Below are 13,731 nucleotides of genomic sequence, written 5' to 3' on the forward strand. Positions count from 1 at the left end.
TGTTGTGTACCAGCCGTTGCGAATGCGACGGACGTGGCCGCTTTTCACGGCCGCAGTGAGGGCCCGACTTGTCGCCCCTCTGGCGACCAGATTCTGACGTGAGGCGATGCCGCCGAGTGACGTGATTTGCGCTTCCACTTGCATGCGTCCAGCGTGGAACGCCCGCGCTTAGTGCCGCTGCCGCTCTCCACACGTTCAAAAAACTGGCAAAACCGGCCCCAACAAGCCCCTTGAGGCCGGTTTAGAGCCGGTTTTGCCAGAGTTCTGAACCGCCCGGGCCCCAGAACGGAGCTACACGCCGAGCAACCGCGCCCCGAGGTACGCCTCGAGCTCGTCGAGCGGCACGCGCTCCTGAGCCATCGTGTCGCGCTCGCGCACGGTCACGGCGTTGTCGTCGAGCGAGTCGAAGTCGACCGTGACGCAGAACGGCGTGCCGATCTCGTCTTGGCGGCGGTAGCGGCGGCCGATCGCTCCGGCGTCGTCGAAGTCGATGTTCCAGAGCTTGCGGAGCGTGGCCGCGACCCCGCGGGCGAGCGGTGAGAGGTTCTCGTTGCGCGACAGCGGCAGCACGGCGACCTTGACCGGCGCGAGGCGGCGGTCGAGCTTCAGCACGGTGCGCTTGTCGACACCGCCCTTCGCGTTCGGTGCTTCGTCTTCGTGGTACGCGTCGACGAGGAACGCCATGAGGGCTCGGGTCAGGCCGAACGCCGGCTCGATGACGAACGGGGTCCAGCGCTCGTTTTTCGCCTGGTCGAAGTACGACAGGTCGACGCCCGATGCCTCGCTGTGCGTCTTCAGGTCGAAGTCGGTGCGGTTCGCGACGCCCATGAGCTCGCCCCACTCCGATCCGGTGAAGCGGAACTTGTACTCGAGGTCGACGGTGCGCTTCGAGTAGTGCGACAGCTTCTCGGCCGGGTGCTCGTAGCGGCGGATGTTCTCCGGGGTCACGCCGAGGTCGAGGTACCAGGCCTCGCACGCGTCGATCCAGTACTGGAACCACTCGTCGTCGGTGCCGGGCTCGACGAAGAACTCCATCTCCATCTGCTCGAACTCGCGGGTGCGGAAGATGAAGTTGCCGGGCGTGATCTCGTTGCGGAACGACTTGCCGACCTGCGCGATGCCGAAGGGCGGTTTCATACGCGAGGCGCTCATGACGTTGTTGAAGTTGACGAAGATGCCCTGCGCGGTCTCGGGGCGCAGGTAGACCATGCCCTGCTCGTTGTCGACGGGGCCGAGGTAGGTCTTGAGCAGGCCGGAGAAGTTCTGCGGCTCCGTCCACGAGCCCTCCTGACCGGTGTCGGGGTCGCGGATGTCGGCGAGGCCGTTGACCGGCGGGTGGCCGTGCTTGTTCTCGTAGGCCTCGAGCAGGTGATCGGCCCGGTAGCGCTTGTGGGTGTGGAGCGATTCGACGAGCGGGTCGGAGAAGACCTCGACGTGGCCGGAGGCCTCCCAGACGGTGCGCGGCAGGATCACGGAGGAGTCGAGCCCGACGATGTCGTCGCGGCCCTGCACCATGAACTTCCACCACTGCTGCTTGATGTTCTCTTTCAGGGCGGTGCCGAGGGGCCCGTAATCCCACGCCGAGCGGCTGCCCCCGTAGATCTCGCCCGCCTGAAAGACGAAGCCGCGGCGCTTGGCCAGGGCGATGACGGAATCGAGACGGTTCGGTGCTGCCACGTGGAGTACTCCCAGAAGTTAGTGATGCGACGCTCGCGCTGGATGCGCGAGGCTCCGGGCGAGTTTACCGGTGCGCCGAGCCGAGGGCGGCGGCTACGTCTGCCACGTCGGCCGGAGTGTTCCAGAGATGGAAGGCCACTCGGGCCCGGCCGGCGCGACCGGAGGCGGTGATCCCCGCAGCGCCGAGCAGGGCCAGGTCAGACCCCTCAGGATCCGCCCACGTCACGATGGCCCGTCCCTGCCGAGGGATTTCGAGCGCGTCGCACAGCGCGTCGCCGAGTCCGCTCGCGTGCGACCAGATGAGGGCCGCATCGACATCGGCGAACTGTTCGAGTACGACGGCCGCGCCGACCACGGCCTGCCACGCGGGCGACACGTCGAACCGCCGGGCGTCTCTGGCGAGCTCGAACGCGGCTCCGTAGCACGACGCCCAGACGTCGGCTCCGGCGTACCAGCCGGCCTGGATGGGCCGAAGTGTCGGCTCGAATGCCTCCGACAGGGTCAAGAAGGCGACTCCGCGCGGCGAGCAGAGCCACTTGTAGGCGTGGGTGACCGTCGCGTCGTAGCGGCCCGCGTCGATGGGAAGGACTCCTGCCGCCTGGGTGAGGTCGACGAGCGTCCGGGCGCCGTGGGCACGAGCCGCGGCGACGACGAGATCGTCGTCGGCGAGCTCGCCGGTGGCCGACTGCACGAGCGAGTAGGCGACCAGCCAGGTGTCGTCGTTCACCGCCTCAGCGAGCGAGTCGAGAGGAACCTCGCGAAGACGAACCCCCCGATGCGACTGGCTGGCGAACGGGGCGACGATCGAACTGAAGTCGCCTTCGACGCAGAGCACTTCCGCTCCGTCCGGAACAGCTGCGGCGATCACCGACACGAGCACGGAGGTCTGCGAGCCGAGCGCTACCCGGTCCGCGCCGACTCCGACGATGCGAGCGAACGCGACACGGGCCCGCTCGGCGAACGCTCCGTAGGCGGTGGGCGACACGGTGCCACCCGACCAGGCGTCGAGGTCGGCACGCATCGCGGCCGTCGCCGTGCGGGTCGGCAGACCGCCGGTGCAGGCCGCCAGGTAGTTCGTTCCGCTCGGAAAGTCGGCGACGAGTCGATCGAATGCGGTCATGAGTCCAGCGTGGAACCGGGGCAGGCATCACACAACCGCCACTTGTCGATCGAATGTATAACCGCCGGTTATCCTGGCGCGATGACCGACGATCTCGACCTCGCCGACCTGCGAGCCATCCGAGCGGTGGCCGAGACCGGCAGCATCACTGCCGCCGCCGTGCGGCTCGGCTACAGCCAGCCCGCGGTCACGCAGCGGCTGCGGCGGGCCGAAGAGCAGATCGGCCAGCCGTTGCTGCGGCGGTCCGGCCGCTCGGTCTCGCTGACCGAGGCCGGCACGCGCCTGGCCCGCCACGCCGTCCACGTCGAGGCCGCCCTGGCCGCCGCTCGCGACGACCTGGCCGGGCTTCGCGGCGTCGAGTCGGGCTCCGTCCGCCTCGCCGGATTCCCGAGCGCCTCCTCCACCCTCGTTCCCGCCATCCTCTCCGCACTCGCCGTAGCCCACCCCGGGCTCACCACGACCTACATCGAGGTCGAACCACCCGAGGCCCTCGATCTCCTCCGCCGTGGTGAGGTCGACGTGGCGCTGACCTTCGGCTACCCGGGAGACGGACGAACCCCAGGATCCGACCCGGCCGAACCCGGCCCCCGCCCGGCCGGGTCTCAGCACGACGGCATCACCGAGCGGCCGCTCTTCCGAGACACGATGTTGGCTGTCGCGCCTGCCGGCACCCTCGGATCCTCGTCGTCTGGCCCAGGCTCCCGCCTCGACGACCTCGCCGTCCTCGCGGGGTCGAGGTTCATCGGCGGCTGCCCGCGATGCCGAGGGCACCTTCTCGCGACCTGCCGCCGAGCGGGTTTCGAGCCAGAGATCATCCTCGAGACCGACAACGCTCTGGCCGTGCTCGGCCTGGTGGCGGCTGGGCTTGGCGTGGCACTTTTGCCCGCGCTCTCGCTCGTTCCCGCACCCGTTCCGCCGGGCGTTGAGACGGCGCGGCTGCCCGAGGCGAGCGATCGCGTGCTGTCGGTGGCGTACGCCAGCGGGGCGGAGCGGATACCCGCGATCGGGGTGGCGGTCGAGATCGTGCGAACGCTCGACCATGCCGCGTTCGGGCTCCGGCCCGTTTCCGTCTAGCCTCGGCCCGGCTCACGGCGCTGTCGGGGGCGCCGGTTAGGGTGACCGTGTGCCCAGACGACTGCTGAAAGCCCTGCTCGCGACCGCGGTGGTGCTCGCCGTCGCCGGATGCGCTCCCGCCGTGGGGTCGCTGACCCCGGTTGGCGACAACGGCACGTCGGGCTCCGGGCTCGGCGATTCAGGGTCGGGCGGTTCGGGCTCTGGCGGTTCGACTTCGGCGCCCCAGCCGCAGGTCACTGGCGGCACCGGCTCGGGCGGCAGTGGTTCGTCGTCGAGCATCGATCCGAAGTCGCTCGCTCCGGGCGGCACCCTGCTCAACCAGGTCAACTACAAAGACCTCACGATCTACGTCTACCGGGTCGGCGAGCTCACGACGACCGCGCCGTCGATCTACGCCCACCCGGGCGGCAACGACCCCTACCCGGCCGGCACCAAGGTCGAGGTGACCGCGTACGTGCTGGTCAACGACTCCGGACGACGGCTCGACCTCACCGACCTGAGCGCCGATTACTCGTCGTACGGCAACGCCCTTGCAACGCAAGACACGTTCGCTGGCGCCGACCTGCTCAAGAAAGACGGGTACAGCTCCGACCTCGGCAGTCAGTTCCCCGCCGGGTCGTCGACGTGGTACCTGCTGCCCGGCAAGGCCGTCGTGTTCGGCAACGCGTGGTTCCACCGGGCCAGCGACGGTCCGCTCACGCTGCAGTTCCTCTGGCCGTCGGAGCGCATCTTCCTCGGCGCCAATGTGACGTTCTAGCCGATCGCGCCCGCCCCGCCTCGCCTCCGAATTCGAAGAAGATCCGGGTGCTCGACCCCGTTGGATCCTGATGTTTCTGCTCGCGGCCGGGCGTTTTTCCTTCGAATTTGCATCGGCCGCGCGACGGACCCGCCGGAGCGGCTCAGACCCGCGCCGTCGGCGAAAACAGCCCGGCTAGGACGCGGGCCTGTGCCGGTCGTGCGGGTTTGTGCCGATCGCTCGGGCCTGTGCCGAGCGTGCGGGTCTGTGCCGACCGTGCGGGTCTAGGCGGGCTCCGCCGAAGCCCCGCCAGCAGCCGGCGCATCAACCGCGCCGCCGAAGCGCCGCCCGCGATTCGTGTACTGGTCGATCGCACCCCAGAGGTCGCCGCGCGTGAAGTCGGGCCACAGCTGATCGAGGAACACCATCTCGGCGTACGCCGACTCCCACAGCTGGAAGTTCGATGTGCGCTGCTCCCCCGACGACCGCACGAACAGGTCGACGTCGGGCAGCTGCGACTGGTAGAGGTGCCGCTGGATGACCTTCTCGGTGATCCCCGACGGCTTGAGGCGCCCGGCCGCGACCTCGGCGGCGATCGACCGCATGGCGTCGGTGAGCTCGTTGCGACCGCCGTAGTTGACGCACATGTTCAGGGTCATCGTGGTGTTGGTGCGCGTCGCCTCCTCGGCCACCTGCAACTCGTTGATGACAGACGCCCAGAGTTTCGGACGCCGACCCGACCACACGATCTTCACGCCCCACGCGTTGAGCTGCTCGCGCCGCCGGTGGAGCACCTCGCGGTTGAAGCCCATCAAAAAGCGGACCTCTTCGGGCGAGCGCTTCCAGTTCTCGGTCGAGAAGACGTAGACGCTGAGGTGCTGCACTCCGGCCTGGATGGCACCCGCGACGACCTCGAGCAGGGCCGCCTCGCCTGCCTTGTGGCCTTCGATGCGGGGCAGGCCGCGAGCATTGGCCCAGCGTCCGTTGCCGTCCATGACGACGGCGACGTGCTTGGGCGCCGCGCCCGGCTCATAGACCGGAGGCGTGCCGCCCTGCCAGTCGAGGGGCAGGTATTCCATGTCGACGGCGTCCATGTGCTTCGGGACGGCGCGTCGACCGAACAGCCCGCGCTTCTCAGAACCGGCGGAGGGGGTAGAGCTCACAGAACTTCTCCTGTTCGGGCGTTGATGCGAGGGGCAGTCACGCCAGAGGCACTGACGCCAGCGGCACCGGCGCCAGCGGCACCGGCGTCAGCGGCACTGACGGCGGGGGTGCGATCGACGTGTTGCAGCGACCGGAGCCCGCGCTCGAGGTGCCACTGCGTGTAGGCGGCGACCACGCCGCTCGCCTGATTGCGGGTGCTCTCGCCCATCGCCTCGGCGGTGGCCCAGTCTCCGCTGAGCAGGGCCCCGAGCAGGGCGAGAGTCTGAGGATCCAGGCGCGGCGCCCCGGGGGGTGCCGCCTCATCGGCCACGACGCCGCCGAGCTGCACCACGAAGGCGGAGTGCGGGCCGGGGGCACCGGTGACGGCGCAGTCACCGAAGCTCGGGGCCCAGCCGGCGATGGACAGGGCGCGGAGGAGATACGAGTCGAGGATCAGCTGAGGGTCGTGAGCGCGCTGCGCGAGCGACCGCAGGGCGCCGACGAGCAGCAGGTACTGCTGGAGACCTGCCTCGGCGTCGGTGAGCTTGTCGGCGGTCTCGACGAGCACGCTGGCGGCGGTGTAGCTCGCGTAGTCGGAGACGATCGCGGCGCCGTACGACCCGATCGACTCGGCCTGGGTGACGATGTCGAGGCTGCGGCCCTCGTAGAGCTGCAGGTCGGCCACCATGAACGGCTCGAGCCGCGCGCCGAACTTCGACGCGGTGCGGCGGACGCCCTTCGCGACGGCGCGGATCTTGCCGTGTGAGCGCGAGAGCATCGTCAGGATCCGGTCTGCCTCACCCAACTTGTGGGTGCGCAGAATCACGCATTCATCTCGATAGACCGGCACCCGTCCAGTATCCCCCGCGTGGCAGAATCACTGGGTGTCCGCCACAGCCTTCTCCATCCCCCTCTGGGCTGATCTTCTGGCGGTGGCCATCGGCAGCCTCCAGGGTGCCCTCTTCGCGAGCCAGTTCCGGGAGCGTCGGGTCGATCTGCTCGGGGTCGCCATCATCGGCACGGCAACGGGGCTGGGCGGCGGGATCCTTCGTGATGTGCTCATCGGCGAGGTGCCGAGAGCGATGCAGAGCAACTGGTATCTCATGACCGCGGTGCTTGCCGCGCTGCTCGGAATGCTGCTGCAGCGGTTGTTCAACCGGCTGGCGGGGTTCATCACGATCCTCGACGCGTTGACCATCGGCCTGTTCGGAGCGATCGGAGCGACCAAGGCGCTGGCGCTCGGCCTGCCCGAGATCCCGGCGGTCTTCGTCGGGGTCGTCTCGGCGGTCGGCGGCTCGGTCGTCCGTGACCTGCTGATGAACCTGACGATCGCCATGATGCACGTCGGCTCGCTCTACGCCGTGGCCGCCGGAGCCGGAGCAGCCCTGCTCGTCGCCCTCGTCGTCTTCGGGGTGCCGACCCCGCTGGCCGGCCTCATCGGAACCGCGACGACGTTCTCGATCCGCCTGCTCGCGGTGCGGTTCGGGTGGAGCCTGCCCGAGCAACGCGCGCTGTCGCGGCTGCCGCGCTGGCGTCGCCCTCGCTAGGCGAGGCCCGCCGCAGGCACGAACGACACCGCCTTTCGGAGAAGACACCCGCGATGGGCGGTGTCTTCCCCGAAAGGCGGTGTCGCAGTGTCGCAGTGTCGCAGTGTGGCAGTGTCGCCGGGCCGCTAGGGCGCGAGCGGGCTAGGCCGTCGCCAACTCGGCATCGACGTCGGCCCGGGTGCGCAGCGCGCGGTTGACGGCCGAGACGATGGCCTTCAGGCTCGCCGTCGAGATGTCGGCGTCGATTCCGACTCCCCACAGGCGCGTGCCGTCGACGTCGAGTTCGACGTAGGCCGCGGCCTGAGCGTCGCCCGAGGCGCTGAGGGTGTGCTCGACGTAGTCGTACAGCTTCACCTGCACGCCCTGATCGGCCAGCACGGCGATGAACGCGGCGATCGGGCCGCTGCCGACGCCCTCGGTCGAGACGACCGACGAACCGGCGCGGAGGTCGACCGAGAGGTGAGTCTCGCCGCTCATGTCGCTGCGGGTGCCGGTGCGGGTGAGCTCGAAGTGACCCCACTTGGCGTCGTCGACCTTGGCGGGCAGGTATTCGTCTTGGAAGATCTCCCAGATCTGCTCGCTCGTCACCTCGCCGCCCTCGGAGTCGGTCTTCGACTGCACGACACCCGAGAAGTCGATCTGCAGTTTGCGCGGCAGATCGAGCGAGTGGTCGGTCTTCAGCAGGTAGGCGACGCCGCCCTTGCCCGACTGCGAGTTGACGCGGATGACGGCTTCGTACGAGCGACCCAGGTCTTTCGGGTCGACCGGCAGATACGGCACGGCCCAGGCGATGTCGTCGACGGACTTGCCCTGAGACGCAGCCGATGCGGCCATCGCCTCGAAGCCCTTCTTGATGGCGTCCTGGTGCGAGCCCGAGAAAGCCGTGTAGACGAGGTCACCGGCCCACGGGCTGCGCTCGGGCACGGGCAGCTGGTTGCAGTACTCGGCCGTGCGCTTGACCTCGTCGAGATCGGAGAAGTCGATCTCGGGGTCGATGCCCTGGGTGAACAGGTTGATGCCGAGGGCGACCAGGTCGACGTTGCCGGTGCGCTCGCCATTGCCGAAGAGGCAGCCTTCGATGCGGTCTGCACCGGCCAGGTAGCCGAGTTCGGCCGCGGCGATAGCGGTGCCGCGATCGTTGTGCGGGTGCAGCGACAGGATCACGTTCTCGCGGTGAGCGAGATTGCGGCTCATCCACTCGATGGCGTCGGCGTAGACGTTCGGCGAGGCCATCTCGACGGTGGCGGGCAGGTTGACGATGACCTGGCGTTCCGGGGTCGGCTCGAACACCTCGACGACGGCGTTGCAGATGTCGCGGGCGAATTCGAGCTCGGTGCCGGTGAACGACTCGGGGCTGTATTCGTAGTAGACGATCGTCTCGGGGACGGTGGCCTCGGCGATCTTGCAGAGGCGGGCGCCCTCGAGGGCGATGTCGATGATGCCCTGCTTATCGGTGCGGAACACGACGTCGCGCTGCAGGATGCTGGTGGAGTTGTAGAGGTGGACGATCGCCTGCTTGGCGCCCTTGATCGACTCATAGGTGCGGTTGATGAGATGTTCGCGCGCCTGGGTCAGCACCTGGATGGTGACGTCGTCGGGGATTGCGTTCTCTTCGATGAGGCTGCGCACGAAGTCGAAATCGGTCTGCGAGGCCGAGGGGAAACCGACCTCGATCTCTTTGTAGCCCATGTTCACGAGCAGATCGAACATGATCCGCTTGCGCTCAGGGCTCATCGGATCGATGAGGGCCTGGTTGCCGTCACGGAGGTCGACCGCGCACCAGCGAGGGGCCTTCGTCGTTCGCTTCGTCGGCCAGGTTCGATCGGGCAGGTCGACTGCGATCTGCTCGTGGAACGGGACGTACTTGTGGATCGGCATCCCGGAGGGCTGCTGCGAGTTCTTCATGGTCTCTACCTTGCGTCGTGAAAGTGGTCAGCCAGTTGCGTGGAGAAGCAACGCGAACACCGCGACGAGGGAGGCCTTAGGAGGAAGTCTCGTCGCGGCAACTAAGAAGGAGCAGGCCGAACAGCACAAAATGACCCTAGCACCGCGCTCCCGTCAGAGGCCACCGCGTGACGGCTCGGGGGCGGTACGTCAGACGATGAGGCCGTGCTCGTAGGCGTAGACCACCAGCTGGACACGATCGCGAAGCGAGAGTTTGGCGAGGATCCTCGAGATGTGGGTCTTGACGGTCGCCTCGCTGAGGTACTCGAGCTGCGCGATCTCAGAGTTGGACAGCCCGCGAGCGGCCGACTGGAAGATGTCGCGCTCTCTCGTGGTCAGTGCGCCGAACGCCTCGGGCGCCACCTTGGATCCTTGGTTTCCGCCGTCGAAGTGCTCGAAGAGCTCGCGCGTCGCCGACGCGGCGATGACGCTCGTGCCCGCGTGCACCGTGCGAATCGCGGCGAGCAGAAACTCGGGATCGCTGTCTTTCAACACGAAGCCGCTGGCGCCGCTGCGGATCGCGCGAGTCGCCGCCTCGTCGAGATCGAAGGTCGTCAAGACGAGGATCCGGGGTGCGGGCCTCTTCTCGCGGTCCGCCTGTTCGAGAATGGCTGCGGTGGCAGCTATGCCGTCCATGTTCGGCATGCGGATGTCCATGAGCACGACGTCCGGTCGCGTCCGCGCCGCGACCTCGACGCCCTCGGCTCCGTCGCCTGCCTCCCCCACGAACTCCAGGTCGCGCTGCGACGAGACCACCATGCGGATGCCCGCCCGGAACAGCGCCTGGTCGTCGACGAGGAGCACCCGAATGCGCGAGGCGGTCGGGGCGTCGGTGGGGCTGGTGGTTGTCATCGAAGTCGGACCTCCTGGGTCAGCGCGGCGGTGGGGATCGTGGCTCGCACGATGAAGCTGCCCCCGGCCTGGTGGGTGGTGAGGGTGCCGCCGGCGAGAGTCGCGCGCTCGCGCATGCCGACGATGCCGTGGCCCCGCCGCTCATCGGGGCGGAACTGCCCGCTCGACGTCAGGGCGTTCGGATCGATCGGTGCCGCAGGCTGCATGGTCGACGCGACGACGATGATCAGGTCGTCGGGACGCCAGTCGAAGAGCACCTCGACGGTGGACGTCCGGTCGCCGTGGCGCAGGACGTTCGTGAGGGACTCCTGCACGATCCGGTAGATGGCGAGTTGGCGGTTGCTACCGAGCTGGCCCGGGGTGCCGCTCGAGCGCAGATCGATCGAGAGGCCGGCTGCCGTCATCTGGTCGACGAGCTTCTCGAGGTCGCCGAGGACCGGTTGCGGCGCCGCACCCTGGCTGTGCCGGAGTTGGCCGAGGAGCACACGCACCTCGACCAGCGACTCGCGGGCGGTCGCCGCGATGGTGCTCAGCGACTGCTCGACGGAGGTCGGGTCAGCCTGGTAGGCGTAGCGGGCACCGTCGGCCTGCGCGATGACGACGGCGAGCGAGTGCGCGACGACGTCGTGCATGTCGCGCGCGATCCGTGATCGCTCCTGCTCGACGGCGATGTCGCGCTCGGCCCGAGCCGCCTCGCGGGCGGCACGGGCTGCATCGTTCTCGGCACGGAGAGCTTCGCGCTCGGCGATGAGCTGCGCGTCGCGGCTCTCCCTCGCGGCGAGTCGCGTGCGGACGAGCTGACCTCCCACCCAGGGCAACCCGAGAAGCGCCAGAAATCCGAGGAACGTCACGCCGATTTGGAGCAGCAACTGGACGAGGTCGGTCGCGTTGGTGACGTCGTGCGGCACCCCGAACAGGGCCAGCCGGGCGAAAGTCACGTAGAACATGCCGAGCGCTGCGCCGATGCCGACGGAGCCGAGGCCGAGCCATTTGACGCGGGAGCTGCCATACGCCGCGGTTGCGTACAGCACCGCACAGATCGCGAGGTTCGACACCTGCGGGGTCGAGAGCGTCAGCATCTCGAAGGCGGCGGTCGCCCAGGCGAGAGACAATGCCGCCGCGGGCGAGATGCGGCGGAACGCCAGCGCGACGACCATGCCGCCGGTGATGATCAGCGAGAACGCGTTGGCCCGGTAGTCGAACGGCAGAGTGACCAGCGCCGTGACGACGGCGACCGCCACGTCGAACGCCAGTTGGCGCGAGGTGAGGCGTCGGAAGATCACGACCTCCACCGTAGGGGGTCTGTCGCCGCCCGCCCCGCTCGGGAAGCGGAGTCGCGACCTTCGGCGAGCGGAATCACTCTCGCGATGTACTGGCTAGAAGCCGAGGCGCCCGAGCTGCTTCGGGTCGCGCTGCCAGTCTTTCGCGACCTTCACCCGGATCGAGAGGAAGACCTGCTTGCCGACCAATGGTTCGATCTGAGCACGGGCTCGCTCGCCGACCTCGCGGAGGCGCGCTCCCTTGTGGCCGATGATGATGCCCTTCTGGCTGTCGCGCTCGACGAAGAGGTTGGCGTAGATCTCGATCAGCTCCTTGTCGTCGCGCTCGACGATGTCGTCGATGGTGACGGCGAGCGAGTGCGGAAGCTCGTCTTGGACGCCCTCGAGCGCGGCTTCGCGGATGAACTCGCTGACGCGGTCTTCAACGAGCTCCTCGGTGACGATGTCGCTCGGGTAGAGCTGCGGCGACACCGGCAGGAGTCGGATCAGCTCGGAGACCACCGTGTCGAGCTGGATCTTCGAGACCGCGGAGAGCGGGATGATCGTCTCCCAGTCGCGCAGGCCGCTGACGGCGAGGAGCTGCTCTGCCACAGCGGCGCGGGAGGACGCGTCGACCTTCGTGACCAGCGCGACCTTCTTGGCGCGAGGAAACTGGTCGAGCTGTTCGTTGATGAAGCGGTCGCCGGGGCCGAGCTTCTCGTCGGCGGGAACGCAGAAGCAGATCACATCGACCTCGCCCAGCGTGTCTTGCACGACCGAGTTGAGCCGTTCGCCGAGAAGGGTGCGGGGGCGATGCATGCCGGGGGTGTCGACGAGCACGAGCTGTCCGCTGGGTGCGTGCACGATGCCGCGGATGGCGCGACGGGTGGTCTGCGGCTTCGACGAGGTGATCGCGACCTTCTCGCCCACCAGAGCATTGGTGAGGGTCGATTTGCCCACGTTCGGTCGACCGACGAACGAGACGAAGCCGGCGCGGTATTCGGGGGAAGGGGTCATCGTGCTGTCCGCTCGTTGGAGGTGCTGGTGCTGCCGGGGGAATTCGGTCTGATCGGGGTCGTGGGGCCGGCGTGAGCTGCGAAGGCGGCCTGGCTGGCGATGAGGGCCGGGTCGCGACGCACCAGGACGGTCTGCAGGTCGCGCCGGCGGCCCTCCGTGCGATTCGCGGTGAGGATGAGCCCAGAGACCGTGGCCTCGGATCCTCGTTCGGGAAGTCGTCCGAGCGCCTTCGTCAGGAGCCCGCCCACCGAATCGACGTCGTCGTCGTCGAGCTCGATGCCGAACAGGTCGCCGAGCTCGTCGACCGGCAAACGGGCACTGACGAGGTACACGCCGTCTGAGACCTCGCGGTGCGACGACACGGCCTGGTCGTATTCGTCGCTGATGTCGCCGACGAGCTCTTCGATGAGGTCTTCGAGAGTGACGAGGCCGGCGATTCCGCCGTATTCGTCGACGATCATCGCGAGGTGGTTCTTGCCCGCCTGCATCTGGCGCAGAGTCTCGTCGGCTCGCTTGGATTCGGGCACGAAGACCGCGGGCTTGGCGAGGTCAGACGCGTAACGGAGCGACGCACCACGACCCTCGTGGAGGAAGCGGGCCGTGTCGCGCAGGTAGACGATGCCGAGGATGTCGTCGCTGTCGCGCCCGACGACCGGCACACGGGAGACGCCCTTGCCGAGGAACACGCCCATGGTCGTCTCGATCGTGGCGTCGGCGTCGACGGTGACCATGTCGGTGCGCGGCACCATCACCTCGCGGACCACGGTCTCACTGAACTCGAAGATGGAGTGGATGAGAGTGCGGTCGTCTTCGTCGAGCACCTCCATCTCGGTGGCCTCGTCGACCATGCTGAGCAACTGCTCTTCGGAGGAGAACGAAGTGGCGCTGTTGCGGCCCGGGGTCACCCGGTCGCCGAGTGCGACCAGTAGGGCTGCGACAGGGCCGAGCACGAGCCGGATCGCCCGGACGAGCGAAGCGTCGAAGCCGATCAGAGTGCGCGCGTGAGCCCGCCCGACGCTGCGAGGGCTGGAGCCGACGAGCACGAACGAGACCAGGGTCATGATGAGGGCGGACAGGAGCAACGCCCACCACCACTCGGCGATCGTGTAGGCGAAGGCGAGCGAGACCAGCACGGCGGCGGCCGTCTCGGCGAGGATCCGCACGAAGTTGACCGCATTGACGTGCGCGCCGATGTCGTCGGCGATCGCTACCAGGGCGCTGCCACCTCGGCGCCGCTTCTCGGCCAGTTCGAGCAGGTCGGCACGGCTCAACACGGTCAGAGCCGAGTCGGTCGCTGCGAGCACACCGCCGAACACGACGAGGAGGACGGCCGCGGTGACGAAGATCGCGATCATCATCGGT

Annotated in this window: 12 protein-coding genes; 3 read left to right on the plus strand and 9 right to left on the minus strand. The window is 68.3% G+C overall.

Translation table 11 applies throughout. From position 1 onward, the window contains the following. Window positions 1–291 precede the first annotated feature (291 nt). The gene (locus ASF54_RS02275; RefSeq protein ID WP_055958311.1) at window positions 292–1,677 is read right to left on the minus strand and encodes a glycine--tRNA ligase; all 1,386 of its coding nucleotides are present in this window, start codon (window positions 1,675–1,677) and stop codon (window positions 292–294) included. 64 nt (window positions 1,678–1,741) lie between these two features. Continuing rightward, window positions 1,742–2,797, minus strand: a complete 1,056-nt coding sequence (locus ASF54_RS02280; RefSeq protein WP_055958314.1) for an aminotransferase class V-fold PLP-dependent enzyme — start codon at window positions 2,795–2,797, stop codon at window positions 1,742–1,744. Between the two features lie 81 nt (window positions 2,798–2,878). Here ASF54_RS02280 and ASF54_RS02285 point away from each other — a divergent pair, with 81 nt between their 5' ends. Together ASF54_RS02285 and ASF54_RS16720 are read left to right on the plus strand one after the other, a co-directional pair. Continuing rightward, complete coding sequence (locus ASF54_RS02285; RefSeq protein WP_055958317.1) at window positions 2,879–3,871, plus strand: LysR family transcriptional regulator; 993 nt, start codon at window positions 2,879–2,881, stop codon at window positions 3,869–3,871. Window positions 3,872–3,920: 49 nt separating this feature from the next. After that, on the plus strand, window positions 3,921–4,628 hold the full coding sequence (locus tag ASF54_RS16720; RefSeq protein ID WP_200919555.1) for a hypothetical protein: 708 nt from the start codon (window positions 3,921–3,923) through the stop codon (window positions 4,626–4,628). A gap of 263 nt (window positions 4,629–4,891) precedes the next feature. Here ASF54_RS16720 and ASF54_RS02295 read toward each other — a convergent pair whose 3' ends face one another. Beyond that, window positions 4,892–5,701 (minus strand): isoprenyl transferase, encoded by an 810-nt coding sequence (locus ASF54_RS02295; RefSeq protein ID WP_055958322.1) that lies wholly within the window; start codon window positions 5,699–5,701, stop codon window positions 4,892–4,894. Window positions 5,702–5,766: 65 nt separating this feature from the next. Then, the gene (gene recO / locus ASF54_RS02300) at window positions 5,767–6,600 is read right to left on the minus strand and encodes a DNA repair protein RecO (RefSeq protein ID WP_084815883.1); all 834 of its coding nucleotides are present in this window, start codon (window positions 6,598–6,600) and stop codon (window positions 5,767–5,769) included. A 34-nt stretch (window positions 6,601–6,634) separates the two neighbouring features. Between recO and ASF54_RS02305 the strand changes: the two genes are divergently transcribed. Continuing rightward, entirely contained in the window at window positions 6,635–7,297 is a 663-nt protein-coding gene (locus ASF54_RS02305) for a trimeric intracellular cation channel family protein (protein ID WP_055958325.1), read from the plus strand. A 141-nt stretch (window positions 7,298–7,438) separates the two neighbouring features. On the opposite strand, the gene leuA is transcribed toward ASF54_RS02305, so the two are convergent. The 5 genes from leuA to ASF54_RS02330 form a co-directional block, all read right to left on the minus strand. Continuing rightward, a complete protein-coding gene (gene leuA / locus ASF54_RS02310) occupies window positions 7,439–9,202 on the minus strand; it encodes a 2-isopropylmalate synthase (protein ID WP_055958328.1) in 1,764 nt (587 codons plus the stop codon). Window positions 9,203–9,391: 189 nt separating this feature from the next. Beyond that, entirely contained in the window at window positions 9,392–10,093 is a 702-nt protein-coding gene (locus tag ASF54_RS02315; RefSeq protein ID WP_055958331.1) for a response regulator, read from the minus strand. Next, window positions 10,090–11,376, minus strand: coding sequence for a sensor histidine kinase (locus ASF54_RS02320; protein ID WP_235480907.1), 1,287 nt, complete (start codon window positions 11,374–11,376; stop codon window positions 10,090–10,092). The genes ASF54_RS02315 and ASF54_RS02320 overlap by 4 nt, the downstream gene beginning before the upstream one ends. A gap of 93 nt (window positions 11,377–11,469) precedes the next feature. Beyond that, entirely contained in the window at window positions 11,470–12,369 is a 900-nt protein-coding gene (gene era, locus ASF54_RS02325) for a GTPase Era (protein WP_055958337.1), read from the minus strand. Continuing rightward, window positions 12,366–13,727, minus strand: coding sequence for a hemolysin family protein (locus tag ASF54_RS02330; protein WP_084815884.1), 1,362 nt, complete (start codon window positions 13,725–13,727; stop codon window positions 12,366–12,368). Before ASF54_RS02330 ends, era begins: the two co-directional genes overlap by 4 nt. Window positions 13,728–13,731 lie beyond the last annotated feature (4 nt).

It is taken from the genome of Frondihabitans sp. Leaf304, from assembly GCF_001423105.1.
Classification (GTDB): domain Bacteria; phylum Actinomycetota; class Actinomycetes; order Actinomycetales; family Microbacteriaceae; genus Frondihabitans.